The sequence below is a fragment of the Oleidesulfovibrio sp. genome (assembly GCF_047973035.1).
Lineage (GTDB): Bacteria > Desulfobacterota > Desulfovibrionia > Desulfovibrionales > Desulfovibrionaceae > Oleidesulfovibrio.
Genome location: NZ_JBKEBF010000032.1, coordinates 128,818 through 154,107, shown reverse-complemented (window position 1 = coordinate 154,107; position 25,290 = coordinate 128,818). Strand labels below are relative to the sequence as shown.

Sequence of the window (25,290 nt, the reverse complement as noted above, 5' to 3'; positions counted from 1 at the left end):
TGCTTACGTCAGAAAAGTTGCAGGCACTACCTGTTGTCAGATGAATCTGTTGTGTCAGCCGAGGCGGTATCAGACTGTTTTTTTTCCGCACTTTTCAGTGCAGAAACACCGGAGCGGTTCTCGTATACAGGTGCTGAATAAACAGTATGTTGCTGGTTTGTTATAGATTCAACCGTTTCTAATGACAAAATAGTGTTGTCATGCGTGCCCAGCGCATTAAGAATAGTATTTTTGCTTTCAGTCTGGCGGGTCTCCGGCTTGCGGTAATGGCGTGGTGTCTCTTGCAGATCAGCATTTGTCTGATTATCTTTTTCGTTGGAAATGCTCTGAGCCTGCACGTTGGCAAAGGATTCCGTCGAATGATGAGGTGCAGGACTTGTAAACTGGTGATAGGCAGAATGCGCGAAAGGTTCTGGCTCAGAAGAATCCTTTTCCCGAGTTGATGTTGAAGGAGTGACTGATGACGTAGCCAATGGCGGGGATGTAATGGAGTCCGCAGCGGCTTTAGAGGCTGTCGCGCGATCAAACATGGCAAACAATTGCGGCTTGCGGAAAGGCTTTGTCAGGTAGTCGGTAAAACCGATGGCAAAACAACGCTGTTTAAAGTCTTCCAGCGCATGGGCTGTCAGTGCGACAATCGGCACAGGAGGCAGGTTGTGCCGGCTCTCGTACTGCCTGATGGCTGTTGTTGCCATGTAGCCGTCCATAACCGGCATTTCAAGGTCCATGAAGACGATGTCATATTGCCCTGCCTGATATTTTTCTGCCCCGACTTCACCATTTTCTGCTTCGTCCACAGTGTGCTGTGTCTCTTTGAGATACAGTTTGAAAAGCAATCTGTTGTTAGGGCTGTCGTCAACTAACAGGATTCGCAGGTTGTTACAGGACGGGGCAGGCCGTGTTACTTCTTCCTGTGGCTCTTCCTTGCCTAGCGAATGTGTTTTAAGCGAAATGTCTATATGGGCTGATGTGCCGCGGCCTTGTTCGCTTTCAATCGACAATGAACCGCCCATCATGGACGTAAGCATTTTGCAGATGGCAAGCCCCAGACCGGTTCCGCCGAATTGCCGTGTGATGGATGAATCCGCCTGTGTGAAGCTTTCGAAGATTTTTTGTTGCGAATCGCCAGGGATGCCGATGCCGGTATCTGTTACGGTAATGCGCATGCTGACTGGTGAATCTGCCGGAATCTGTCCCGCTGAAACAGGCAGGGTGTCGCTTTCGGGCTGTATGGCATCTTTGCCATAAGGCTGCTGCGGTGTAACGCTGATGGTGACACTGCCCTCATTGGTAAACTTGATGGCATTGCTTACCAGATTGGAAAAAATCTGTCGTAACCGTAAAGCATCCCCTGTGTACCCCCCGGGTATGTCCGGCGCGATGTTCAGCTTCAGTGCAAGCCCTTTGCTTTCAGCCTGCGGCATGTGCATATCTACAATCATATGCAGCAGTTCGTGTAGATTAAAGGGCAGTTCTTCCAGGCTCAATTTTCCCGCTTCCAGCCTCGAATAGTCTAAAATGTCGTTGAGCAGTGCCAGCAAGGTCTGACCGGACTTGCGGAAAATATCCACGTAAGCCCGCTGTTCCTGAGACAAGTCAGAGTCCCACAGCATATCCGCCATGCCCACAACGGCATTCAGAGGTGTACGCACCTCATGGCTCATGCGGGCTAGAAATTCACTTTTGGCCTTGTTGGCAGCTTCTGCGGATTCTTTCTGCTGTTCCGCCATGCGGCGTCGTTCGCGGTCGGATGTGTCTGTCAGCGCCCCTTCCAGATACTGAGGCATGTCATTTTCGTCGTACACAAGCCGGACAGAAAGAGACACGGGTACCTGCTTTCCGGATCGGGTGTAAAAGCGGGTTTCAAAGTCGCTCAGGCTGTTGCGGCGGGCAAGCAGGTTTTTCAGCCTGCTGCGATCGGCAGGGTCTACATAGAGCTGCTTTCCGATATCTGTAACGGTGGTTATAAGCTCTTCTGGCGAGCTGTACCCCAGCATTCTGGCCAGTGCTCTGTTTGTTTTGATGAAGCGGCCGTCCATTGTTGTCTGGTAGATCCCCTGAACGGAACCTTCAAAAATTTTTCGGTACTCCTCACGCGCGGAAACCAGCTCGCTGTTTGCGTATTCCAGCCCTTTATTTGCGTATTCCAGCCTGCTGGAAGTCTCTTCGTGTTCACGAAGCGCGTCAAGCAGGCGTGTACGCTGCTCTTCCAGCCTTTTAGCCATGTTGTTGAATGCCAATGCCAGTTCGCCCAGTTCGTCAGGGCTGTTTTCAGCCACACGCACGCTTAAGTTTCCGCCAGCCATGCGGCGGATGGCCTGCATCATTTCCTGAATGGGACGGGTGAGCTTGTCGGCTGTCCATAAGCCAAGCACCGCAGCCATGATAAGAGCTACTGCCAATGTAAGGATAAGGGTCTGGAAGGCGCCGTGAGTACTTTGTTCCAATGTGCTCTGACTGATTTGAACTGATAATACTGCCTGTGTGTCGCCATGGCTGTCGCGCAGAGGAAGTGCCGTCTGCGCATAGTCTTCGCCGTTTATGGTTATGTTTTTCTGTACAGGCGCCGTTGCAGAATACAGCGATTCAAAGGAGGTGTCCCAATCAACGGCAACGGGGAGTTTGTTTTTATCGTTAAGAGTGGTGGCAATCACTTTGCCGGGATAGTGAAGCGTAATGTCTGTGCGTGTGGATTCTTTGAGTTGCAGCAGCAGCGGGCGGTTGAAAGGAATGGTTGTGACTACGGCACCTAGTGGCTGTAACGAGGAATTCATAAACACAGGTGCCACAGCCCGCGCTGCAAGTCCCGCAGGGGTGAGGATAATGTCTGAGTGAGGTCCAAGCGACAACCCTTTTGTAATGAAAGGGTCATCCCGCGCTGCCACCCACTGGCTGTTGGTTGAATTCAGGGGGACACTGCGCGTGATAAGCTGGCCTGTGTTGTCAAAAAGTTCAACAATACCCCGCCGCCAGAAGTGCTGTCGGGAATAAAGCATATCACGTACGTCATCCGCCGAAGGCGAATTCTGTAACAGCTCAAAGTCCGCAACCAGATGCGAGATGCTTTCAGCCTGTAAGGCTGTTCTGGTTATGGCGGTATGCACTTTTTCGAGAGCTGTTCTGCTTTGGGCAAAAAGGGCGTTGTTTGTCTGGCGCAGGCTTACAACCAGACCGGCCAGAGTCATGGTGCAGATGGGCAGCAGGGCGACAAACAGCGTTACGTAGATGACTCTGCTGCGGATAGTCGTATTTTTGCCCGTAAAAATCATAGCGAATCAGCTTGTCATTGTTGCAGGGGCGGGGGCTGTACCGTTGCATTGCGGAATACTAAAAACGATACGGGAGAAATGCGCACGCCCTTGATTGTGTTACGGATAATCACAGGTAACTTGCTGTGCAGCATGGGAATACAGGGCAATTCCTTATGAATGATGTATTGCGCTGTGCTGTAATACTGCATGCGTTTTTTTAAAGACTGCTCTGACTGTCCATACAGAATCAACTGGTCGAGTTTATCTATGGCGATGCGCTGATGGGGGTTTTCTTTGCCTGCGTAAAGATGCGTACTCAGAAGATTGTCAGGGTCGTTGGTATCTGAAACCCATCCATAAACAGCAATATCAAAATCCTGATTCTGCATTCTTGTCAGAAATTGTTCACCATCCAGAAATTCAAATTCTAGCCGGATTCCGGCCTGTAGCAATGAGTTTTTAAGTGCGGATGCAAGTCGCTTGGGGGCTGGCAGAAACGGACGCGGGGCAGCAAGTTGAATGACGGTCAGGTCGATTCCGTCCTTCAGACCGGCTTTAGCTAAAATGTCTTTTGCTAACTTGGGGTTGTATTCAAAGGGGGGCAGTGACGGTTCGGTAGCCCAGAGTCCTGGAGGCAGAAAACCTTTTGCCGGAACTGAATTTTTACCAATGGCTTTTCCTGAAATCTGGCTACGGTTAATGCTGAGAGATATGGCACGACGTACCGCGATGTTACGTATGTTTTGCCGTGCGCCGTTACAGTACAAAAATAGTACGGAAAGCTGCGGATGACGCAAAAGTGTTGCAGTGTTTTCGCTAAGCAGGTGGGTTTCATCACTTTGATCGAGGCCCGTTATAATATCAACCTTATTCTGCTGATATGCGCTCAACACTGCTTCAGAGCGGTAATAGTCAAAGCGAACCTGCACCTGTGGAGCAGCTGGTAAGTATTCAGAAGGTTGCAGCAGGACTGATTCGGTCTTGAATTCCGCAAACTTGAAGGACCCTGAGCCTGCAAGAATACGGGATTCTCCGTCATAGTATTTTTGTAATGAAAGGGGCGAGATTATGCTGGCTGCTGCGGTGGAAAGGTTGTGAAGCAGCGGTGCGTAAGGTTTGTCCAGATCAATCTGTAACGTCTGTGCGTCCAGCGCTCGTATGGAATTGACATGAGAGAAAAGCTGAGTCTTCCAGTCGGGGTATGGGCGAAATAATTGATGCGCAGGGTTTATGAGTCGCTGAAAACAGAATTCCACAGCGTAAGCATCCAGCGGCGAGGCATCATGAAAGCTGCGCCCTTCCGGTATGAAAAATGTCCACCTGATGCCATCAGGGCTGGCAGACCATGATGTGGCGATTCCCGGCATGATGCTGCCGCTGCTGTCAGAAGTAACGAGAGTTTCAAATACGTTGGACGCAATGTTATGCGGCTCGTACATGCCACTTTGTGCAGGGTCAGGACTGCTGATGCGTTCAAAAAGAGCAACGCGGATAACTGGCAGCTGTGAGACGCCTGTCAGGGTGCCTGTCGGAGGGCCTGCATGCAGGGGGGATACAGTACCGCAGAGCAAAACTATGGAGCATGCGACCACGAATGCACGAACGATGCGGGATAGCACCCCGGGAGAAATGTATTCAATCGTGGACAAAGTGACTCCTTACGCTATTTTTACATAGCGAAACTATAAAGAAGTGGTGATTTTTTTGCAAGGAATCGCGCGCGGTTGTTGTCAAAGTTTCAGAAATGATTACGGTTAGCAGCAGGAGGAACGAAGCATGGCAAAATTCAGATCGCTCAAAACCCGCATACGCTGCCTGCTGCTTGCCGATGACTGGGAGCAGCAGCTTGATCATATTCTTGCGCTGCCTTCCAAGGAAGCTGTAGGGCCGTTGTTTTCGTTTCTGTTGTTTGGCGGAGAAATGAAGTGGCGTGCAGTTACGGCTCTCGGGTTGGTTGTTGCCAGCATGGCGGATACACGTATGGAAGATGCCCGGGTCGTTATGCGTCGTCTGCTGTGGCATATGAATGAAGAGTCGGGGAATATCGGCTGGGGTATTGCAGAGGCAATGGCTGAGATAATGGCTAATCACTCCGGACTGGCCGGCGAGTATGACCGCATGCTGATTTCATACATCAGAGAAACAGGCGATGATGATAACTACCTTGACCACCCGCCGCTTCGCAGGGGCGTATATTGGGGAATCGGCAGACTTGCGCAGGTTGAGCCGGATAAGATGCGGCTTGCCGTACGTTCGCTGACGCTGGCGTTAGAAGATGAAGATGCACAGGGACGGGGGCTTGCCGCATGGGCGCTTACGCAGCTTGGCGGTCATATTCCGGCCGATGCTGTTGATGAACTTCGTACACGTCTGACCGCTCTGACTGATGATCCGGCTGAAGTGGAACTGTTCGCAGGGCGGCAGCTGCTTTGCGTTACTACCGGACAGCTGGCTCGTGAGGCTCTGGCCGGATGTGCAGGTTTGGCCAGCTGAAGTTCATGAAGTCGATGAAGAAAATGCGCTTTGGGCGTGGCTGATGTTATCTGAGCGGGCTGATGATAGTTTTTTCGTCTAGTGCCCGCTGTGGTGAAACAGAAAAGTGTGGCTGAAAAAACGGCAAGGGTGTCTGTGTAAGACGTCCTTGCCGTTATTCTGTTGTTTGACTGTAAAGCGCTTTTGTACTGCCCCAGTGCCGGAGGCGGTATACCTATGTTTTGCGTTCCTTACCGGTGTTACTGCCCGGGGGGATTCGCGTTGCGTGTCTGTTTTTCGCGTGTATCGCGGTACGCACGGATACCGCGCCATGCGTGAATAACCAGCAGGGCGACAGCAAGGCCGACAAGCCAGCCGCCCAGCACGTCACTGGGATAGTGCTTGCCAAGGTACACCCGTGACCAGCCCATTAGAAACGGAAGCGGCAATATTATTATTGCCAGTCTGGGCCACAGCGAACAGGCTACCAGAACCGCAGCCAGACTGTTGGCCGCGTGGGCGGATACAAAAGAGCCGCCTCTGGTTTTTGTCTGTACAAAGTCGGCAGCGCGTTGTGTCCACTCGCCAAATTCCACAAAGTGTGTGGATGGCAGGGCGTTCAGCGGACGGACACGGCCGAACGTGTCTTTGATTACACCGCAGGCAAGGTCGGAAAGTCCGGCAGTGATGCCGACCAGCAACAGGCCCCCGGCAATAAGCATGCGCTGTCTGGGGCTGGCTTTGATGCCGATAATTACAGCAATGATGCCCACCAGCCCCCACATGAGCAGGCTGTTGGAGATAAGCGGCATAAGCGTATCAAGAAATGGGGTGCGCCATGTGTCGTTCAGCAGTCTGAACAGGTCTGCATCCCATTGAGGGGTAGCAAAAAACATTTCGGCTCCTTGGAGTGAATAAGGCGATTCTCAGGGGCGTATCAGGTTGGCGCACTTTAGCTGCCTGCGCAGCTACAGGCAAGCGCAAAGGCCGGAATGGTGTCCGGTGTATAAAAAAGCGGCGTAACCGGTAAAGGTCACGCCGCTTGCGGGTATCTGATTACGGTGGGTTATACTTCGCCGCCTTGCTTGAGCACGGAAGCCATACCACCCTGAACGCTCAGGCTCTTGCGGCCATGGCGGTTCATGATCAACTGGGATTCGTAGGAACGAAGGCCGGTGTTGCAGATAAGCACAACGGTCTTGTCGGACGGAATCTCGTTGATGCGCTGTTCCATTTCTTCCAGCGGTACGCAGTTCCACTGACCGGGGTATTTTTCAACCAGTGCCTGCGCGTTAGCAGCAATGCGGGTGTCCACAAAGGTGTATTCGCCGGAATTGCGGTTTGCCCACAGTACGGCAAATTCTTCGGGGTCAAGGGCGTGATTGCGGCCTGCAAGTACGTTGTCCGCCACGTTTGCCACAGTGTTTACGATATCCATGGCAGAGGCGAAAGGCGGAGAGTAAGCCACTTCAAGGTTGGAGATATCTTCCAGCACGGGCTTGCTTTGCAGCAGCGGAGCAACAGCGTTGATACGGGCTACAAGAGCGTCGCCAAGGCCGCTGGTGCCCTGAATGCCCAGCACGCGGCGGGTGGGGCGTTCTACAACCAGATCAAGCGCCATAACGGTGTGTTCAGGGTAGAAGTGTGCGCGGTCAAAACCTTCAACGTGCACGTTTACTGCGTCAAAGCCTTCACGCAGGGCCGCTTCAAGAGTCAGACCGGCACCGGCAGCGTTTTGCTCAAACAATTTGACGCACCATGTGCCAACGCCGCCGGGGAAGCGGGCATCGCCACCGGCAAGGTTGGTACCGATAACACGGCCCTGACGGTTAGCCATGGAGCCGAGCGGGTAAAAACCGGGCTTGCCGGTAACAAGGTTAGGCACGGTTACGCAGTCGCCGCCGGCGTAAATGTCGGGGTCAGAGGTCTGCATGCGGTCGTTGACCACAATGGCGCCGCGTTCGTTTACATCCAGACCGGCATCACGTGCCAGTTCGGAGTTAGGACGGATGCCTGCAGCCATAACCACCAGTTCGGCTTCAATGGTGCGCTTGTCGGTGACAATGCGTGCCACTTTGCCGTTTTCACCTTCAATGCGGACAACCTTTTCGTTGGTGAATACATCCACATCGTTTTTGATCAGATCATTGGTGGCAATCTTGACCATGGTCTTGCCAAGGAAGCCGGGCAGAACCTGATCGGCAATTTCAACTACAGAGGTTTTGATGCCCCACATGTCGGCCATGGATACAGCTACTTCTAAGCCGATGAAGCCGCCGCCCACAACCACAGCACCGTTTACGGAACCGCCTGCGACTGCTTCGCGGATAGCTTTTGCATCCTCAAGGGTGGTGCAGGTGTGCACGCCTTCAAGGTCCAGCCCTTCAATGGGAGGGCGGTTGGGAGAGCTGCCCATGGCAAGAACCAGCTTGTCGTACGGCAGTTCGCTGGTTTCACCGGTGATAAGATTTTTGATGCGTACTTTTTTGTTCTGGCGGTCGATGGACTCTGCCTTGGTACGCGAAAGAACTTTGACATCCTTGTTCACACGGAAAAAGTCCGCATCGCGGATGGTGTGATAGGGGGTCATCTGCAGTTCTTCAAGGTTATTTACTTCGCCGGAAACATAGTAGGGGATGCCGCAGCCGCCGTACGAGATACGGTCGGACTGGTCGAGCATGATCACGTTGTCCTCGGGGCAGAGCCGCTTGAAGCGGCAGGCGGCCTTAGGACCAAGTGCAACGGCGCCGATAACGACAATATTCTGGGGCATGGATTCCTCCGAGCTGCGTGAGTTAAGTGGCAAGGACAACGTACGCCTACCGCAGCGTTAAATAACGCGAATCGGGCCGCAAGATGTGCTTGCGGCGCCACGTTGAGAAAAAAGGCACCATGGTGCCGGAGTAAGCCTACTTTTTAAGGAGGACTTAGGCTTTTTTCTCTATATTGGCAAGGTATGTGCGCACTTACTTGCAAAAGTATGCAAGGCGAAGAAAATACAGAATTATCAAAGCTCTTGCAATGCAAAACAGGTCTGAAAAACGTGTGCGGGGTATGTTGTAGGGTGGCAGATGCACGAATAAAGGGACTTAGCGGGATGATGCCCTAGGGGGGTAATAATCAAGGCGTTCTGTCTTTTTCTTTTTTTGATCGCGCCGCGGCAGCGCTTGCATCTTGCGGGCAGTTCGTATCGTAGCTGTTCCGCAGTTTACGAACAGTCCAGATCGTAGATAATTTTTCCGCATTGGCGGTAGTTGAATTTGTACACTGCAGTGCGGCATGTGCCGTAGCTGTTAATAAGCTGATCCCACTGCTGCTGCGAGATGAGCTGATTAAAGAGAAAAGTTTCCAGTTCCTCACCTGTAACTTCCAGTAATTCCTGTACAGGAACGTCTCCATGAAATTCGCAGGCATCCTGACAGTGAGAAAGCCAGCGTTCCTGTTGCCATGGAATGTATCCCGGCGTTCTTTTGCACACTTCGCGGATAATATGTGCGGCAATTCCTTCGTCTTCCAACGGGGAAGAGTCGGAGAAATCTCCATCAAATTTTTCCGCCGCAAAGCGTCTGCAATGCCCAGAGGCTGAATTCGCGTGCGGTGCTCGTGGAATAAAATCCCGCGCGCTACATGCAGGGACTTTTTTTGCCACAACACTGGCAGGTGTCTGTTTCTTTTACAATCGAGCCCGTGCAAAGGGGAGCCGGGTGGTACTTGAAGTACAGCAGTTTTTTATCTGTACGTATAGCGGGGGCGGCTGGGTAGGCAATAGTAGAGGGGCACCGTTTTGTTGTTTGCCGGATACCATGAGAAAGCCTCAGCTGCTGACTGCTTATGTATGCGGATATGGTGTGTAATATATGAAAAAAATCACTGCTCAATGCGGCAGCGAAGTGTTTGCGCGGTGCAGAGTAGCGCGGGGGAAGAGTTCTGAAAAAATAAGTAGCGGCGGTTGTGGTGCAGTAAGGAGGCTGTGTGTTGATTGCGTCCTGTTTGTGATGCTTTTACAGAATGGAGGAGTCTGCAAAGAAGGTTTAACAATGGTGCAGATGGAAAAAGGCAAAAAAGAAGCGTGTGCGTTCCGTTTACCGGAAGGCCCTGCCGTCCAACTAGCTACGGTATCAGGGGTTTTGCACACGCTTCGTCTTCTGACTTATGTCGTTAGTATCCATTATGGGCAACTCACTTCGCCGTTATGCTTTTGTGTCTCTTCCAGAAGACCCTCCCATTTGCAGTTGGGTAAGTCCGGGATATCAACCAAGCTTGTGCGTCGGGCCGCAGTGGCGGCGTGGTCCTGATGCAGCACCCATGTGCATCAATGAACCAAAAATGCACTGTTAATACTATGGCAACTCAATTTGCCGTTTGTATATTGCAAAAGGTCTTCTGCCTGTACGCAACATGAACCTGCGTTGCGGATCTGGCTGCCTTTGATTTAACTGTATGACATGTACGGTGTTGTGTCTATAGGGTTTTATTATTTGTAACGGCTTGTTTTTATAGTTTTTATTTGTAATATATTGTAAATGTTAATTAAAAAAATAAAACTTTTTTTATGAAAAGAACCGGAGTGTTATGAAGCATCATGCTGTAGCCCCCATTATAAAAGGTTTTTTGAGTCTTCGCGAGGCAAAAAAAAGCGCGGCAGAAGAATTTTTCTACCGCGCTACTATAGTATCAGATGAGTGCTACTAAAGAATACTACTACAGGTCGCGCTCCCAGTCTATGCGCCGGATGATTTCGGCTGTCAGGTCATCCAGTCCGAATCGGGTAACGGCGGAAACCTTTATTGCCTGCGGGTACAGGTGGCTTAAAGCCTGTGCGGCTTCTTCATCCAGCGTTTCCCATTTATTCAGAACAAGTACCTTGGGAATTTCGTTCAGCTCCAGCTCTTCCAGGATACCTTCTACAGCGGTCAACTGCATTTCCAGCTCAGGGTGCCCTGCATCCGCCACATGCAGTAGCAGGTCAGCGGCTTCCAGCTCTTCTAGCGTGGCGCGGAAGGCTTCTTTCAGCTCTTTGGGCAGCGAGCGGATGAACCCTACGGTGTCGGTAAGAATGAGTTCGCGCTCTTCGGGGAAGCGCAGCCGCCGCGTGGTTGTATCCAGCGTGGCAAACAACTTGTCCTCTGCCAGCACTTCGGCATTGGTAAGGGTGTTCAGCAATGTGGATTTACCTGCGTTGGTGTAGCCTACCAGCGACGCAACAGGAACGCGGGCCTTGGCCCTGCGGCCTCGGGTATAGCCTCGCTGGGTACGCAGTGCTTCAATATCTTTTTTGATGCGGGCAATGCGCTCGCGCACTTTACGTCTGTCTGTTTCCAGCTTGGTTTCACCGGGGCCTCTGCCGCCGATGCCGCCGGCCAGCCTGTCCATGGCTCTGTTTTTGCCAGTCAGACGTGGTTGCGTGTATTGCAGCTGGGCCAGTTCCACCTGCAGTTTCCCTGCACGGGTCGAGGCGCGCTGGGCAAAAATATCAAGAATCAGCTGGGTGCGGTCAATAACCTTACGCTCTGTCACATCGGCAAGGTTGTGCAGCTGCGCGGGAGAAAGCTCTCCGTCAAACAGAATGACGCTGGCGTTTCCGGTAAGTGCCAGAACTTCCAGTTCTGCCAGCTTACCTTTTCCCAGAATGAATTTGTAATTGGTCTGACGCACACGCTGAATCATAGTGCCGGCTACGGTCAAACCTGCCGTGTCTGCCAGTTCCGCAAGTTCGTTCAGTGATGATTCCTGAATGGACTTTGGCGCCTGAGATACGCTGACAAGAATTGCCCTGCCGGATTTGGAATCAGTTTCGCGTGCGTCGGCAGTGATGCGGGTAAGCTCGTCTTCCAGCGCCTGTGCCTGATCGTTGAAGTTTGTTTCAACTTTGTCCCAACGGGTAGGCGGGTGCACTCTGTATGGTTCGTCACCACCGCCGGGCAGAAGGTGCGCATGCTGAAACGTGTCCGGACCGCCGAATTCGTCAACGGTAAGAACTCCCACGCTGTCAAGACGCAGAAACAGCATGTCCATCAGGTCTTCCTGCGACAGCAGGGCATCTGTAAGGTGTGTGTGCAGCAGGCGCAGCCCCCGCAGCCTGCCCGCGCCCGAACGGGCGCGGGGAAGCTCGGGAATATAGATGGAGCCCGTATCGCCTACCAGCACCAGCGAAGCTTTGCCCTGCCTGTCCACCAGCAGGGCGATCTGCCTGCTGATGCTGCGGCTGAGTGCGGCAAGCTCTCGTGCCTGTTCTGTCGTATAGCCGCCCTCGGCGGGGTAGCGGCGTGTGTACAGGCGCGAAAGCGCCTTTATCTGGCTGGGCTTCAGGCCCTGAGTGTTGCCGAGAACCTTGGTTGCTATGGCGGGACTCCGTATAGATTAGATTAGGCGCTTTTGCTGCCGAGGTATTCGGCAATCATGCCGTCGTAGACGGATGTGGCGCGGAAGGTTTTTACTGCCATGGCCTGACGCATGGCAAGGCCGACACGCATGTCGTTGTCGCGCATTTCCTGCATGGCGGCAGGATAGTCTGCGGGATCGGGCAGTACCAGCATGGAGTGGAAGTTTTTAGCAGTGGCGCGCAGCATGCAGGGGCCGCCGATGTCCACCTCTTCCACTGCGCCGAGCAGGTCAAGGTCGCGGGCGGCGGCGTCAGCAAAGTTGTACAGGTTGACGCAGATAAGGTCGAACGTGCGGATGCCCAGCTCTTTCAGCGTGGCAAGGTGTTCGGGGTTGTCTTTGTCAGCCAAAATGCCGCCGTGAATGTGGGGGTGCAGCGTTTTTACGCGGCCGCCCATGATTTCGGGAAAGCCGGTAACCTTGCTTACAGGTGTCACATCCAGACCGGCCTCGGTCAGCACGCGTTGAGTGCCGCCGGTAGAGACCAGTTCCACGCCGTTATCGGCGAGGAATCTGGCAAATTCAACAAGCCCGCTTTTATCAGTGACGCTGAGCAGTGCGCGTCTGATGGGCAGAAAATCCATATCGCCTCCGTATTCGGTTTTTTGAGGCAGTGCCAGAAAGCCCCGTAGATGGCAAGAATATCTGTACTGCCGCATATGGGCAACGGCTTTGTGCAGGCTTTGCAAAGAGCATGTTTATGCAAGCGGATAACGGGTCTGTATGGACGAGGAAAACTGCCTGAGGATTGCGGTACTCAGGCCACGGCGCGACACGGTAAGGGGGCCTTCGGGGGGCGCGCGCAGGCTGTCGGAAGCCTGACGGAAAGAGGGGGTATACTCTCGTACATCGGGGCAGGGCAGGAGTGGCCTGCCTGCTATGCGTTGGCACGGGCGGGTTTTTTTCAGTTGATTTCTTCGTGGTCTGCTTTTTGCTGATTCGTGCGCATGGACCTTTTCAATTTTGACCAAGCCTCTTTTCTCAGCTTTCTGCTGACTTTCATGCGCATCAGTATCGTGGTGTTCATGCTACCTGTTTTCGGCGGTAAATCCGTACCGAATGCAGTAAAGGCTGCGTTCTGCATTGTGCTTTCTCTTGCGCTATGGCCGCATCTGTCATTTCCGGGAGAGCTGATGCCGGGGCATCCTTTTGCCATTATGCTGTTAATGCTGGGAGAGATTGTCATCGGGCTTGTTCTGGCGCTGATTGTAAGGTTCTTTTTTGCCGGAATTCAGACCGGCGGCGAGCTGCTGGGTTTTCAGATGGGTTTTACAATGGTCAGTGTCGCAGACCCGCTTTCCGGCGGTACTACCAGCATCTCTTCACATTTTCTCTACATGGTCAGCCTGCTTGTTTTTCTGTCACTGGACGGCCATCTGGTGATGCTTAAAGGGCTGACAGACAGCTTTAAGCTGATCCCCCCCGGCGGAATAGTTACGGGGGCTGCATCCCTGCACAATATGCTTACGCTTGCAGGGCATATGTTTGTTATGGCGGTACGCATCGCGGCACCGGTAATGGCGGCACTTTTTCTTGTAGAGCTTGCTCTGGCACTTATGGGCCGCGCCGCCCCGCAGATGAACCTGCTGATGATCGGCTTTCCGCTTAAAATCAGCGTAGGTTTTTTATTTATGGGGATGCTGTTTATGATCATGCGGCATCAGGTTCAGGACTTTATTATCGGTCTCGGACCGGCAATGACAAACATGCTCAAGCTGCTCAGCCCGCTATAAGGAGTCTGCACCATGGCGCAGAAAGATCCTAGCAGAACAGAACACGCGACCCCGAAACGACGGAGAAAAGCCAGAGGTGAAGGCAACGTTCCGAAGTCTCAGGAGGTCTCAAAGACATTTGTGACCATGGCGGGCACCATCGGTCTGTATGTGTATATGGACTACATATCCAAGCAGATGATGGCGCTTTTCGAGCATTTCTTCCGGTATTCCACAAACTTTGAAGTCTCGCGCCAGTCTGTTTACGATCTTATGCTATGGATTTCAGAAAAACTGGCGTTCATGCTGCTTCCGATCATGCTCTTTCTGGCTTTTGTGGCCATTCTCGTGCTGCGCTTGCAGGTGGGCAAGCTGTGGACAACAAAAGTCTTTAAGCCGAAGCTTAGTAAATTTAATCTGATAAAAGGCTTGCAGCGTATTTTTGTATCTCCGCAAACTTTCATACGGTTGGGCAAAAGCCTTCTTCTGGCTCTGGTTATCGGAGTCGCCCCGTATATCGTTATCCGCAACGAAATTGATAACTTCCTGCCTCTTTTTTATGCCACGCCCACCGCCATAGGCGCGTATCTTTTAGAGACGGGCTATACCATGGTGAAGTATGCCATGCTGCCCATGCTCGTCATAGCCATAGCAGACCTGTGGTACACGCGCTGGGATTATGAAGAAAAGCTGAAGATGACCAAAGATGAGGTCAAAGACGAACGCAAACAGGCCGAAGGTGACCCGAGGGTTAAAGCGGAACAGCGTCAGAAAATGATGAAGGTTATGGCTGCGCGAATGCTGGCTGATGTGCCTAAAGCCGACGTTGTCGTTACCAACCCCACCCACTTTGCAGTCGCTTTGCGATATGACGCCATTGAAGCGCCTGCGCCGATAGTTCTTGCAAAAGGCGTTGACCATCTGGCTGAACGAATCAAGCAGGTTGCGCGGGAAAACGGCGTTCCCATCCGCGAAAATGTTCCGCTGGCACGGGCCTTGTATAAACAGGTTGAAGTGGGGGACATGATTCCTGAAGAGCTCTATCAGGCCGTGGCTTCCCTGCTGGCAACACTGATGAAATTCAGGCCCCGGCCTCAGGGGCAATAAGACTCGCGGAGTGTCAAAACAATGGCAGATGTAGGAACAGCACCCAAAATAGATTACGAACGCTTTGCAAAGCACGGCGACATTATGCTCGCCGGTGGCGTGGTTGTAATTCTGTTCGTTATGCTTATTCCCATGCCCACGCTGGTCATGGACATCATGCTGTCGCTCAGTATTTCACTGGCACTGCTGGTGCTGATCACGTCCATGTTCATGCTCTCTCCGCTCGAATTTTCCATCTTTCCGTCCCTGCTGCTGGTTACCACATTGCTGCGCCTTGCGCTGAACGTGGCAAGTACCAGACTTATTCTGCTGCACGGTGACGAGGGTACCGATGCTGCGGGCAGTGTTATTCAGTCGTTCGGTGAATTTGTTGTCGGTGGTAGTTATATCATCGGTATTGTAATCTTCATGATTCTGTTCATTCTGAACAAGATGGTAATTACCAGCGGTACAACCCGTATCGCGGAAGTAGCCGCACGATTCACTCTGGATGCCATGCCCGGTAAGCAGATGGCCATTGAAGCCGACCTGAACGCCGGTCTCATTGATGAGGAAGAAGCCACCAAACGTCGTGACAATATCCGGAAGGAAGCCGACTTCTACGGTGCCATGGATGGTGCGGGCAAGTTTGTTCAAGGTGATGTTAACGCCGGTATGTTCATTACGCTGGTCAACATCATCGGCGGTATTCTTATCGGTGTGCTGCAAAAAGATATGACATGGCAGGATGCCATGCACGTCTACACACTGCTGACCATCGGTGACGGTCTTGTATCCACCATCCCGTCCATCATCATTTCCACATCTGCAGGTATCATTGTTTCGCGTGCCGCATCAGAGGCAAAGATGGGCGAAGAGTTTATCGGGCAGCTTACGTTCAACTCTCGTGCGCTTAAGCTGGTTTCCGTTGTGCTTTGCATATTTGCTCTGGTGCCCGGTATGCCGTTTATCCCCTTTATGATTTTTGCCACGTTGCTGTTCCTTGTGGCGCAGGCGGTCAATGCCTCCAGCGGGCAGGTGGCCGAGCGCACAGGCGCATCCGGCAAAGGGGCCGCAGCCAAAGGCGGCGAGGGCAAATCTCTGGACAGTCCGGAAGAGGTGCAGGCTCTACTGCCGCTGGATACTCTTGAGCTGGAAGTCGGCTACGGCCTTATTCCGCTGGTGGATGAAGAACAGGACGGCAACCTGCTCTCCCGCATCCGGTCGATCAGACGGCAGTTTGCGCTTGATATGGGTGTGGTAGTGCCTTCGCTGCATCTGCGCGACAATCTGCAGCTTAAGCCCGGCCAGTATACCCTGCTTATCAAGGGGAACGAAGTTGCCTCGGCTGAGATACTTATCGATCACTTTCTTGCCATGGACCCGGGAGACGCCCGCCATCGCATCAAAGGTATCGAAACACGCGAGCCTGCATTCAACCTGCCTGCATTGTGGATTCCCGAATCGCAGAAGGAAGAAGCCATGCTTGCCGGATACACCGTTGTGGACCCTGCCACCGTTATTGCCACGCATCTTACCGAAGTATTCCGCCGCAACCTTGGTTCGTTCCTTGGCAGGCAGGAAGTGCAGGGGCTTCTGGACAATCTTTCCAAGCATTCGCCGAAAGCGGTGGAAGAGCTTGTTCCCGGAATTCTGTCTCTTGGCGTGGTGCAGAAAGTGCTGCAGAACCTGCTGCGTGAAAACGTATCCATCCGCGACCTGCTGACTATTGTAGAATCGCTTGCAGACTACGGGCCGGGTGTGAAAGATGCCGATACCCTTACGGAATATGTGCGCGAACGGCTTGCGCGGACTATCGTGAAGCCCTACATGGACAGTCAGGGGCAATTGCCTATAGTAACTCTGGATCCCGGAGTGGAAAAGCTGCTTCAGGAGTCCATCCGGCAGACAGACCATGGCGGGTATCTGGCTATGGACCCCACCCGTGCGCATCAGCTTATTCAGCGGGTGAATGCGGCGGTGGAAAACGCCGTCGGTACGGACGGGCAGCCCGTGCTGCTGTCTTCGCCGGTGGTGCGGCCGCATCTGGCACAGCTTATACAGCGTTTCCTGCCAACCATTCCTGTTGTTTCACAGGCGGAAATACCTTCTGACATCCGGCTTAGTGCCGTGGCAAACGTGGTGCTTGACTAATGCAGGTGAGAACATTCAAAGGCCCCAGCGCAAAAACCGTGCTGGCTATGATCAAGGCGGAGCTTGGCCCCGATGCCGTGATTCTTTCGTCGCGTGATTGTTCCGGAGAGGGAGTGTCATGGTGTGAGATGACGGCGGGAGTCGAGCGTGGCGCGCCTGAAGCTGTCCCTCGTATGGGACGCGATGAACCTGCCGCCGGTGCTGATGGTTCACCTGCGGGCTGGGGCGAGTGGCACAGAGAGTGGGATGAAATCAAAGGGCACCTGATGGCCCTGATGAAGCCTGCTTTGCGCCTTGATGAACTCGCACCGCGACAGCGTGTTGCGCTGGAATACCTTGAGCGGGAAGGTGTGGATGATAAGGTAATTCTGGCGTTGTATAAGCACTTGCGAAGCGCACCTGCTGCTTCTGTTCTGGAGCCGCTCTCAAAGGTGGTTCCGGTAAGATCATGGAGTAGCGAAGGGTGGCCGCAGAAAGTGCAGCTGGTGTGCGGGCCGTATGGTACGGGAAAAACCAGCGCGGTTATCCGTATGGCACTGGCACTGCGCAAGCGCGAGCCCTCTGCCCGGGTGTGTCTGGTGAATGTGGACAGCCAGCGGGGCAGCGGCCGTATGATGCTGCGGCACTACGCAGAACTATGCGGCATGGATTACCGCGAAGTTTCCGGTCATGCCGATGTAAATGAACTTTCGCGTATGTCGGATGAGTACGATAAAATTATTATCGATATGTCTGGCCTTGGCCGCACAGAGAATCTTACTGCCGCTCTGAACAAAAACGGCCTTGCCGTATTTCTGGAACAACAGGACTGCGCCATACAGCTGGTAATGTCTCCGCTGTACGGTGATGCGCAATTGCGTGCTTTTTTACGCCAATACGCGTATGATGTGCCTTGCGGGCTTGTCTGGACGAAGTTGGATGAAGCTTGTAACTTCGGGGCGCTGGTTAATCTTTCGGCCTCAACAGGTTTGCCGGTAAGCACGCTTTCTTACGGCCCGGGGCTGAAAAATTCGCTGGTTCCCGCGCGTGAAGCCATGATCTGGCGGCTGGTATTTAAAAAACAACTTCCAGGCGATGTGGCTGCACGCTAGCCATATCCCACCTTTATGCATAGAAATTTTGCCACAGGCGAAAGCGAATATAGCGGAGCGAACCCGATGAGTGCAGATTTACCTCTGGTGTTTTCCGTCACCTCCGGCAAAGGCGGAGTGGGCAAGACCAATATGTCCGTCAATCTGGCCTACTGCCTGAGCCGTATGGGCAAGCGGGTGGTGCTGCTTGATGCCGACCTCGGCCTTGCCAACGTTGATGTTGTGCTGGGCGTGGCACCGCAGATGAACCTGTTTCATCTGTTTCACGAAGGTGTGGACGTGGGGAAGATTCTGTACGAAACGCCGTATGGCTTCCGCATTCTGCCTGCATCTTCGGGCGTGGGAGAAATGCTGTCGCTTTCCACCGGTCAAAAGCTTGACCTGCTGGAGGCAATGGATGTTCTTGAAGATTCGGTTGATTATCTGCTAGTGGACACTGGCGCGGGTATCAACGATAATGTATTGTATTTTAATATTGCCGCACAGGAACGCATTGTTGTTCTGACTCCGGAACCGACCTCGCTGACTGATGCATACGCACTTATAAAAGTGCTTAAGCTGAATCACGGGGTGGAGCACTTTAAGGTTCTGGTGAACATGGCAGGCGATATGAAGGCCGCAAGGGAAGTGTTTTCCCGTTTGTACAAGGCCTGCGATCATTTTTTAAGCGGGGTGTCTCTGGATCTGCTGGGGTTTGTTCCCAGAGACAAAACTGTCCGGCAGGCAGTGGTGGCGCAAAAACCGTTTTGCGCTGTCAATAGCCAGAGCCCTGCGAGCCTGGCTGTGCGCAAGGTGGCCGAAACAGTGCAAACATGGGATGTATCGGCGAGCTTAGATGGCAATATCAAGTTCTTCTGGAAAAAGCTTCTCTTCAGGCAATAGCCCTTGGGAACGGTTGGAATCGGGCGATACTGCATGGCCTGATTTTACTCCGGCAGAGCAGGAACAGGTGGTCAGGCACTATGCGCCGAAGATCAAGTTTCTGGCTTTGCGCCTGAAAGGCAAGTTGCCTAAGAGTGTCGAACTGAATGAGCTGATCAGCGCGGGCACGCTGGGCTTGATGGAAGCTTTGGGTAAATTTCAGCCGAAGCTGGGCATCAAGTTTGATACCTATGCGGAAAACCGTATCCGCGGTGCCATGCTGGACGAATTGCGACGGCTGGACTGGTTTCCGCGAAGTTTACGACAAAGGGTGCGCCTTCTGGAAGATACTATCAACCGGCTGGAGCATGAAAAGGGCAGGCGCCCTTCAGAAGAAGAACTGCAACAGGCCACAGGGCTTGAAGAAAAAGATCTTCGGGCTGGTCTTGAAGCTCTGCAGAACCACCTTTGTATCAGTCTGGATGCCATTCAGGAGACCTTTGCAGCAGACGGGCGGGGCCATATTGAAGGTGAGCCGTTTCATTCTACTGCAACACAAGAGCTCATCGAGCGTATAGCTTCTCTTATCGATCAATTGACACCAAGGGAAAAGCTGGTATTGTCGCTATATTATAGTGATGAACTAAATATGCGGGAAACCGCCGAGGTAATGGGTGTTACCGAGGGGCGGGTATCCCAGCTGCATTCACAGGCTCTTAACCGGCTTCGCAAGCGGTTCCATGAAGAATATGGAGCACAGGGAGCTGTTTAATACCAAGGAGATACGAGCATGCCTTACGATCCGAGTATGCGAGTGTTGGTGGTGGACGATTTTTCGACCATGCGTAGAATTGTAAAAAATATTTTGCGTCAGCTCGGGTTTACCAACGTGGTGGAAGCCGACGACGGCACAACCGCATGGGACGTGCTGAATAAAGATAAAATCGATTTTATTATTTCTGACTGGAATATGCCCCAGATGACCGGCATCGAACTGCTGCGCAAAGTCCGCGCCAGCGAAGAGTTCGGCCACCTGCCGTTCCTTATGGTAACGGCCGAAGCACAGCAGGAAAACATCATTGAAGCTGTGCAGGCTAAGGTGTCCAACTACATCGTAAAGCCGTTCACCGCAGAAACCATGAAGCAGAAAATCGATAAGATTTTTCCGTAGTTCGTTACCTGACTTGTACTGCATGAGGCAGTGCAGGCAGGAAGCGGGGCGTAGAGGGCCAATTGCATGTTGCTGATGGTGGACGACGACCCTTTGGGCGGCGAGGCCGGCGACAGCACACAGCTTGATACTGAAGAGCTGCAGCCTGTGGACTTGTCCGGTGGCGGCAGCGAAGAAAAGGTTGAGCTGGACCTCGAAGACGCCCCGTTTCTAATGGATGACGATGAAGAGGAAGAGGAGGCCGCGGAAGAGGAGTCTTCGGCGGGTTCTCTGGATCTGGACACGGGCGCTGCAAGCAGGAAGAAGGCCGGTTTCAATGCTGCTGCCCTGTTCCGCAACAGAAAGGTCCAGATCGGCGCAGGTGCCGTATTGCTTTTGCTTATCGGGCTGCTTACCTTTTTATTGTGGCCTTCCGGCGATGCTGAAGATAGCAGCGTGTCGCAGCCGGTAGCCAAGAAGAAAGTCGTCCGTAAAGTCGGTGAAGAGCCGCCCAAAAAAGAAGAAGAACCCAAAAAGCCCGAATTTGTCGTGGCTTGGGAGCCTTTCTGGGTGGAGCAGACCGATGCCGAAGGAAAGATTCGTTTTCTGGTATGCAAGTTTGCAGCAGTAACCGAAAATGAACGCCTTTCCTGGGAAGTCGGCACAAAAAAAGTGGTTCTGCGTGATGCTATTTTTTACTATCTGCGTAATAAATCACTACTGTTTTTGTCGGACGAATCAAATGTGGATACGCTGAAGACCGACCTTCTGGCCGTGGTCAATCAGTATCTGGACAATGGTCAACTACAGGACTTGCTTATAGAAAACTATCTGGTGAAGTAATATGTCGTTAGAAAGCAGTTTACCGGTACTGCTGGTCCAGATGGGCCATGTGCAAAAGATTACGCACAACGAGCAGTCACACCCGGAAACGCAACAGGCAGCTGCACAGCAGAATGTTGCGGAAACGCTTAAACGCGGCCAAAGCCAGGTAGAAAAAACGCAGCAGTCTGAAAAAAGTAAGCTGGAAGCCGATGCCGACGGACGTGGCGGCGGTGCAGGTACTCAGCAACAGCGTGCCGGAAGCGAATCTGAACCGGATGAACACACCGGAGAACAGGAGCAGAAAAAAGGCCCCTGGACCGGTAATATAGTGAACGTAAAAGTTTGATGGTACCCGTCCGAACAGCACTCGCGCAGGCGATGCAAGCTGTGTCCGGCGGGTTTTCTTTGTTTTTTAACATGGTCCGGCGGGCTCTGTAATGCAGTTATCACTTCTGGCCCTGATTCTTGTTACAGTGGCAGAGCTTATGCTCCTTGTTCTGCTGTTGATATTCTTTTTTCGTCTTCGTCGCTCCGAAAACGTTCTCAGCCAATTACAGGCAAACCACGAAAAACTTCTGGCCCGACTGCATTTCAACGCAGAGTTGGAACAGGAACTTGTAGAGTCGTTTTCTCAGCGGCAGGAAGAGCTGCGCCAACTGGATATGCGGCTGGAAAAACGTGCTGATGATCTGCGCAAGCTTGTGGAACAGGCAGAAGGTATCAGTCGCAGCCCGCATTTTTTACGTGAAATTATCATGAACGGGCACCGGAAGGGACGTTCCGTCGAACAGCTGGCACGGTCTACAAGGCTATCAACGGACGAAGTTGAGTTGATTTTGGGGAATGCCGGAAAAGGGTAACCCTTGTTGCCTGAGTCAGGATAAGCACGGGATTCCTTTTCAATCTGTTACGCTGCATCACGTGTCGCTGATCCGTTACTTGGTGTTATTGAGCAGCTATGTGTGCTGCGGTACGTAATTTCCCCGCGGGTTGATAAGGCAATTATGAGCTGTATTCAGGGCCGTATCCGGGGCTGTTGACCGGCAGAATACAGAGGCAAGGCGGCGCATCGTTTTAGCTGGGCATTATTTCGCGCCTGCTGATTATACCGAAAGGCTGCTATCTGCCAGCTTCCTGTGGACAAAATGGAAAATTTCGCTGTTTCTGGCGGGATGCTTCAACATGAACATGCAGGCGGTCAGCCTTGGGTATCGGGTGGTTTCAATTATTTCAAGGCGTTCAAGCTGCGCAAGGTGGCGTATTCTGCCTTGCCAAGCGGTCACCGACCGCTTTTTTTATAGCGATAATGTAAGGTACCTTACTTTAGACGGGGCGATATGGTTCGTATAGGACAATACGGTGGCGGCTCTGGTCGCGGATACGGCAGTCAGCAGGGCCGTGCTGATGTTTTTCGCCGGGGCAGGCGCGAGGGCGACCGGCTGAAAGGGGTTGTTTTATCGGAATTGCGCGACGGCCATGCGTGGGTTGAAGTGGAAGGACAGAAGCTGCTTGCCCGCCTTGAAGTTGCGGCGTCCCCCGGTGATGTTCTTGAATTTGTGCTGGTACGGTTGTACCCCGAGATTGTTTTGCAGGCATTGCGGGGAGATGGGAGCGGGCAGGCTGCCGGAATGTCTGCGCCCGAAGTTATTGCGCGCTACAGGGCTGCCCGTGACGCTTTCTGGCTGCGCTTGCGCGAATCTGAGTTGGCTGATAGGCAGCAGCACGTAAACGGGCAGGGCGGCTTCTGCTCTGCACAGACAGACCTTCCGGTAAGTCGTGAAGCATTTATTCATGCTGCTTCAGAGGATATGCAGGTGCTGCAGGCCTGTCTGTTTGCCAATATAGCTCTGAAGCCTGTTCAAAGTATGATTGAGGCCCGTCTTGAGGGCTCTCTCTGGCTTGCCCCGTGGCGCGCTCCGTTTGCAGACGCTGTCGAGATTTTCCGTTACGGCGCTGCAATTGGTGATGCAACGCAGGATGCATGGGCCAGACTATTGGTTTCCTGCCGTCTGCGCGAGGCAGGCGGACTGGACCTGCAGGGAGCTGCATCAGCATCCGGCCAGATTCTGCTGGATATCCGTGCAGGTGACGGTGTTGTGTCATTCAAGGCGTATGCAGAGCATCCGGCCATATTGCATTTGCCTGCTGCTGTCCGGCTTACCGGCTCCCTTGGCCCGCAGGCCCGATGCCTTGGTGTGGAGCGCATGGTCTTTATGCCGGGTGATATTCCCGCATTTCTGCTTGCCGATACACCGAAAACTTACGGGGCTTTTCGCAGCAGGGCATGATATTTTTTGGATACTATACTTATGATTGAGAATACTCAGCTGCAGGCTGATACAATACGGGCGGGTATCCCCGCAGAATTTTCCACAACTGTGCCATCTGATACGTTTTCAGCGCTGCCCGCCGGTGGCGATGCGCCATGGCTTGCCCCGCTCGCAGGCTTTACGGATCTTGCTTTTCGTCTGCTGTGTCGCGAGTTCGGTGCAAAAGTTGTCTGTTCTGAAATGGTCAGTGCCAAGGGGTTGGTCTACCGCAGTCCCGGTACCCATTCGCTGCTGGAAACATGTCCGCAGGATGCCCCCATGGTGTTGCAGCTGTTTGGTAACGAGACCGCCATTATGGAATCAGCCATGCGTGAGCTGGTGGAAAAAGGCTACCGCTGGTTCGACTTGAATATGGGGTGCTCGGTACGGAAAGTAGTAAAAACCGGTTGCGGTGCCGGTATGCTGCGCGATGTGGATAATGCGGTAGAAGTGGCCCGCGTGATGACCTCTGTTGCCGGAGAGGGTAAGGTAGGGTTTAAGTTTAGGCTTGGCTGGGAAAATGGCCTTGAAGTGTATCTTGACCTTGCCCGCAGACTTGAAGATGCTGGAGCAGGCTGGCTTACCTTGCATCCGCGTTTTGCGCGGCAGGGCTTCAGCGGCGTTGCCAACTGGGATGCATTGGCACAGCTGAAGCAGGCTGTTCGTATTCCGGTGATTGCCAGCGGAGACCTGTTTACTGCTTCGGATGGCATGAACTGTATGAAACACAGCGGTGTTGACGGAGTAATGTTTGCCCGCGGGGCGTTAGCCAATCCTGCCGTGTTTGAAGATTTTACCGCTATGATGCAGGGTGCACCTGCTCCGCAGCCGGACCCTGAACGTATTGTACGTATTATCCGGCGCCATGTTGTGCTTGCCCGTGCCTTGTGTGCGGATAAAACGGCATTGTTTAAAATGCGTACGTTTGTACCCAGATACGTCAGACAATTTCCGGGAGCCCGTGCGCTTCGTAACCATCTTGCCTCATGCCTTACATGGGAAGGGCTTGATGAGTTGCTTGATACTTTTTTTGAACGCTGGCGTGCAGAAGGGCACCAGCTGTTGCCCGAAGGCGGATGCAAGCTTGCCGCGCCGGACAAAGGGGGTGAGTAATGGACGTAAAACGCGCCGAAACAGCAGGTTTTTGTATGGGTGTAGGTCTTGCCCTTAAGAAGCTCGACCGTGAAGTCGATAATAATGATGTACCCATAGCAACGCTGGGACCGATTATCCATAACCCGCAAGTTCTTAAAAGCTATGAAGAGCGTGGCGTGCGGTGTTACTCTGACCCTGCCGAGGCAAAGGCCGGTCAGCGAGTTGTCATTCGTGCGCACGGCATACCGGAACAGACAGAAAAATGCCTGTCCGATGCCGGCGTGGATCTTATCGACGCCACATGCCCCAAGGTGAAGCGGGCACAGCTTGGCATTGCGAGGCAACGTGACGAAGGAAGAACCTTGCTGTTGTTCGGAGAGCACGATCATCCCGAAGTGAGAGGTTTATTAAGCTACGCCGGTGAGGACGCTGTCGTGTTTGGTTCGCTGGAAGAGCTGAAAGAGCTTAACCTGGATGATAATCGGCATTATTTTTTAGCTGCGCAGACCACACAGGATAAAAATGCCTTTGTAAATGTGGTAGACTGGGTGCGTAGCCGTTTTGGCGATGATGTGCCCGTGTTGGAAACAATCTGTGATGCCACGCGGGAACGGCAGGCAGAAGCCATTGCCATAGCGCGTACTGTTGATGTTATGATTGTGGTAGGTGGTTTTACCAGCGGAAATACCAGAAGGCTTGCAGAAGTTGCACAGGCACAAGGTGTTTCTACGTATCATGTGGAAACACCGGACCAGCTGCCGCTGGATGAATTGCGCAGATATTCTGTGGCAGGGCTTACGGCAGGCGCTTCCACGCCTAAGAGTATTATTGACGAGACGCAGAATTTGTTGAAATCTTTATAGCAGAAGATATCAGCTGCTTTGTAGATATTACCCGGAGGGT

Annotated in this window: 22 protein-coding genes; 14 read left to right on the top strand and 8 right to left on the bottom strand. The window is 52.8% G+C overall.

The genetic code is table 11. The annotated features are described in order from the left end of the window. Positions 1 to 26 precede the first annotated feature (26 nt). Both ACK5LI_RS10300 and ACK5LI_RS10295 read right to left on the bottom strand, forming a co-directional pair. Entirely contained in the window at positions 27 to 3,269 is a 3,243-nt protein-coding gene (locus ACK5LI_RS10300; protein ID WP_416948928.1) for an ATP-binding protein, read from the bottom strand. 14 nt (positions 3,270 to 3,283) lie between these two features. After that, entirely contained in the window at positions 3,284 to 4,900 is a 1,617-nt protein-coding gene (locus tag ACK5LI_RS10295) for an ABC transporter substrate-binding protein (RefSeq protein WP_416948926.1), read from the bottom strand. A gap of 127 nt (positions 4,901 to 5,027) precedes the next feature. On the opposite strand from ACK5LI_RS10295, the gene ACK5LI_RS10290 reads away from it, so the two are divergent. Beyond that, complete coding sequence (locus tag ACK5LI_RS10290) at positions 5,028 to 5,744, top strand: DVU0298 family protein (protein WP_416948924.1); 717 nt, start codon at positions 5,028 to 5,030, stop codon at positions 5,742 to 5,744. A gap of 239 nt (positions 5,745 to 5,983) precedes the next feature. Here ACK5LI_RS10290 and ACK5LI_RS10285 read toward each other — a convergent pair whose 3' ends face one another. The 6 genes from ACK5LI_RS10285 to ACK5LI_RS10260 all read right to left on the bottom strand — a co-directional run bounded on the left by ACK5LI_RS10285 (position 5,984) and on the right by ACK5LI_RS10260 (position 12,688). After that, positions 5,984 to 6,619 (bottom strand): phosphatase PAP2 family protein, encoded by a 636-nt coding sequence (locus tag ACK5LI_RS10285; RefSeq protein WP_416948922.1) that lies wholly within the window; start codon positions 6,617 to 6,619, stop codon positions 5,984 to 5,986. A 170-nt stretch (positions 6,620 to 6,789) separates the two neighbouring features. After that, complete coding sequence (locus ACK5LI_RS10280) at positions 6,790 to 8,496, bottom strand: FAD-dependent oxidoreductase (protein WP_416948920.1); 1,707 nt, start codon at positions 8,494 to 8,496, stop codon at positions 6,790 to 6,792. Positions 8,497 to 8,931: 435 nt separating this feature from the next. Continuing rightward, entirely contained in the window at positions 8,932 to 9,372 is a 441-nt protein-coding gene (locus ACK5LI_RS10275) for a CbrC family protein (protein ID WP_416948918.1), read from the bottom strand. Further along, a complete protein-coding gene (locus tag ACK5LI_RS10270; RefSeq protein ID WP_416948916.1) occupies positions 9,347 to 9,601 on the bottom strand; it encodes a CbrC family protein in 255 nt (84 codons plus the stop codon). The genes ACK5LI_RS10275 and ACK5LI_RS10270 overlap by 26 nt, the downstream gene beginning before the upstream one ends. Positions 9,602 to 10,424: 823 nt before the next feature. Next, positions 10,425 to 11,921, bottom strand: a complete 1,497-nt coding sequence (gene hflX, locus ACK5LI_RS10265) for a GTPase HflX (RefSeq protein WP_416948985.1) — start codon at positions 11,919 to 11,921, stop codon at positions 10,425 to 10,427. Between the two features lie 167 nt (positions 11,922 to 12,088). Beyond that, positions 12,089 to 12,688, bottom strand: coding sequence for an IMP cyclohydrolase (locus ACK5LI_RS10260; RefSeq protein ID WP_416948914.1), 600 nt, complete (start codon positions 12,686 to 12,688; stop codon positions 12,089 to 12,091). A 363-nt stretch (positions 12,689 to 13,051) separates the two neighbouring features. Between ACK5LI_RS10260 and fliR the strand changes: the two genes are divergently transcribed. The 13 genes from fliR (at position 13,052) to ispH (ending at position 25,250) form a co-directional block, all read left to right on the top strand. After that, positions 13,052 to 13,837: a flagellar biosynthetic protein FliR gene (fliR, locus tag ACK5LI_RS10255; RefSeq protein ID WP_416948912.1), complete on the top strand. Its 786-nt coding sequence runs from the start codon at positions 13,052 to 13,054 to the stop codon at positions 13,835 to 13,837. 12 nt (positions 13,838 to 13,849) lie between these two features. Continuing rightward, the gene (gene flhB / locus ACK5LI_RS10250; RefSeq protein ID WP_416948910.1) at positions 13,850 to 14,923 is read left to right on the top strand and encodes a flagellar biosynthesis protein FlhB; all 1,074 of its coding nucleotides are present in this window, start codon (positions 13,850 to 13,852) and stop codon (positions 14,921 to 14,923) included. A gap of 21 nt (positions 14,924 to 14,944) precedes the next feature. After that, the gene (flhA, locus tag ACK5LI_RS10245) at positions 14,945 to 17,056 is read left to right on the top strand and encodes a flagellar biosynthesis protein FlhA (protein ID WP_416948907.1); all 2,112 of its coding nucleotides are present in this window, start codon (positions 14,945 to 14,947) and stop codon (positions 17,054 to 17,056) included. Beyond that, a complete protein-coding gene (locus tag ACK5LI_RS10240; RefSeq protein WP_416948905.1) occupies positions 17,056 to 18,147 on the top strand; it encodes a flagellar biosynthesis protein FlhF in 1,092 nt (363 codons plus the stop codon). Before flhA ends, ACK5LI_RS10240 begins: the two co-directional genes overlap by 1 nt. Before the next feature lie 66 nt (positions 18,148 to 18,213). Continuing rightward, a complete protein-coding gene (locus ACK5LI_RS10235; protein WP_416948903.1) occupies positions 18,214 to 19,029 on the top strand; it encodes a MinD/ParA family protein in 816 nt (271 codons plus the stop codon). Then, a complete protein-coding gene (locus tag ACK5LI_RS10230) occupies positions 18,983 to 19,780 on the top strand; it encodes a FliA/WhiG family RNA polymerase sigma factor (protein ID WP_416948901.1) in 798 nt (265 codons plus the stop codon). The genes ACK5LI_RS10235 and ACK5LI_RS10230 overlap by 47 nt, the downstream gene beginning before the upstream one ends. A gap of 18 nt (positions 19,781 to 19,798) precedes the next feature. Beyond that, on the top strand, positions 19,799 to 20,179 hold the full coding sequence (locus ACK5LI_RS10225; RefSeq protein ID WP_416948899.1) for a chemotaxis response regulator CheY: 381 nt from the start codon (positions 19,799 to 19,801) through the stop codon (positions 20,177 to 20,179). Positions 20,180 to 20,245: 66 nt separating this feature from the next. Next, positions 20,246 to 21,001 carry a flagellar basal body-associated FliL family protein gene (locus ACK5LI_RS10220; RefSeq protein WP_416948896.1) on the top strand — a complete coding sequence of 252 codons (756 nt, stop codon included), beginning with the start codon at positions 20,246 to 20,248 and terminating at the stop codon, positions 20,999 to 21,001. 1 nt (position 21,002) lies between these two features. Continuing rightward, positions 21,003 to 21,329: a hypothetical protein gene (locus tag ACK5LI_RS10215; RefSeq protein ID WP_416948893.1), complete on the top strand. Its 327-nt coding sequence runs from the start codon at positions 21,003 to 21,005 to the stop codon at positions 21,327 to 21,329. 91 nt (positions 21,330 to 21,420) lie between these two features. Continuing rightward, positions 21,421 to 21,843, top strand: coding sequence for a hypothetical protein (locus ACK5LI_RS10210; RefSeq protein ID WP_416948891.1), 423 nt, complete (start codon positions 21,421 to 21,423; stop codon positions 21,841 to 21,843). A gap of 477 nt (positions 21,844 to 22,320) precedes the next feature. Further along, positions 22,321 to 23,271, top strand: coding sequence for a hypothetical protein (locus tag ACK5LI_RS10205; RefSeq protein ID WP_416948889.1), 951 nt, complete (start codon positions 22,321 to 22,323; stop codon positions 23,269 to 23,271). 21 nt (positions 23,272 to 23,292) lie between these two features. Then, the gene (locus tag ACK5LI_RS10200; protein ID WP_416948887.1) at positions 23,293 to 24,405 is read left to right on the top strand and encodes a tRNA dihydrouridine synthase; all 1,113 of its coding nucleotides are present in this window, start codon (positions 23,293 to 23,295) and stop codon (positions 24,403 to 24,405) included. Further along, positions 24,405 to 25,250: a 4-hydroxy-3-methylbut-2-enyl diphosphate reductase gene (gene ispH / locus ACK5LI_RS10195; protein ID WP_416948885.1), complete on the top strand. Its 846-nt coding sequence runs from the start codon at positions 24,405 to 24,407 to the stop codon at positions 25,248 to 25,250. The genes ACK5LI_RS10200 and ispH overlap by 1 nt, the downstream gene beginning before the upstream one ends. The last annotated feature ends 40 nt before the right edge of the window (positions 25,251 to 25,290 follow it).

Excerpts from the sequence above, each read along its gene's own strand:
- ACK5LI_RS10300 (WP_416948928.1), bottom strand. The coding sequence starts at position 3,269 with ATGATTTTTACGGGCAAAAATACGACTATCCGCAGCAGAGTCATCTAC.
- ACK5LI_RS10290 (WP_416948924.1), top strand. The coding sequence starts at position 5,028 with ATGGCAAAATTCAGATCGCTCAAAACCCGCATACGCTGCCTGCTGCTT.
- ACK5LI_RS10285 (WP_416948922.1), bottom strand. The coding sequence starts at position 6,619 with ATGTTTTTTGCTACCCCTCAATGGGATGCAGACCTGTTCAGACTGCTG.
- ACK5LI_RS10280 (WP_416948920.1), bottom strand. The coding sequence starts at position 8,496 with ATGCCCCAGAATATTGTCGTTATCGGCGCCGTTGCACTTGGTCCTAAG.
- ACK5LI_RS10260 (WP_416948914.1), bottom strand. The coding sequence starts at position 12,688 with ATGGATTTTCTGCCCATCAGACGCGCACTGCTCAGCGTCACTGATAAA.
- fliR (WP_416948912.1), top strand. The coding sequence starts at position 13,052 with ATGGACCTTTTCAATTTTGACCAAGCCTCTTTTCTCAGCTTTCTGCTG.
- flhB (WP_416948910.1), top strand. The coding sequence starts at position 13,850 with ATGGCGCAGAAAGATCCTAGCAGAACAGAACACGCGACCCCGAAACGA.
- flhA (WP_416948907.1), top strand. The coding sequence starts at position 14,945 with ATGGCAGATGTAGGAACAGCACCCAAAATAGATTACGAACGCTTTGCA.
- ACK5LI_RS10240 (WP_416948905.1), top strand. The coding sequence starts at position 17,056 with ATGCAGGTGAGAACATTCAAAGGCCCCAGCGCAAAAACCGTGCTGGCT.
- ACK5LI_RS10235 (WP_416948903.1), top strand. The coding sequence starts at position 18,214 with ATGAGTGCAGATTTACCTCTGGTGTTTTCCGTCACCTCCGGCAAAGGC.
- ACK5LI_RS10230 (WP_416948901.1), top strand. The coding sequence starts at position 18,983 with ATGGCAATATCAAGTTCTTCTGGAAAAAGCTTCTCTTCAGGCAATAGC.
- ACK5LI_RS10225 (WP_416948899.1), top strand. The coding sequence starts at position 19,799 with ATGCCTTACGATCCGAGTATGCGAGTGTTGGTGGTGGACGATTTTTCG.
- ACK5LI_RS10220 (WP_416948896.1), top strand. The coding sequence starts at position 20,246 with ATGTTGCTGATGGTGGACGACGACCCTTTGGGCGGCGAGGCCGGCGAC.
- ACK5LI_RS10215 (WP_416948893.1), top strand. The coding sequence starts at position 21,003 with ATGTCGTTAGAAAGCAGTTTACCGGTACTGCTGGTCCAGATGGGCCAT.
- ACK5LI_RS10210 (WP_416948891.1), top strand. The coding sequence starts at position 21,421 with ATGCAGTTATCACTTCTGGCCCTGATTCTTGTTACAGTGGCAGAGCTT.
- ACK5LI_RS10205 (WP_416948889.1), top strand. The coding sequence starts at position 22,321 with ATGGTTCGTATAGGACAATACGGTGGCGGCTCTGGTCGCGGATACGGC.
- ACK5LI_RS10200 (WP_416948887.1), top strand. The coding sequence starts at position 23,293 with ATGATTGAGAATACTCAGCTGCAGGCTGATACAATACGGGCGGGTATC.
- ispH (WP_416948885.1), top strand. The coding sequence starts at position 24,405 with ATGGACGTAAAACGCGCCGAAACAGCAGGTTTTTGTATGGGTGTAGGT.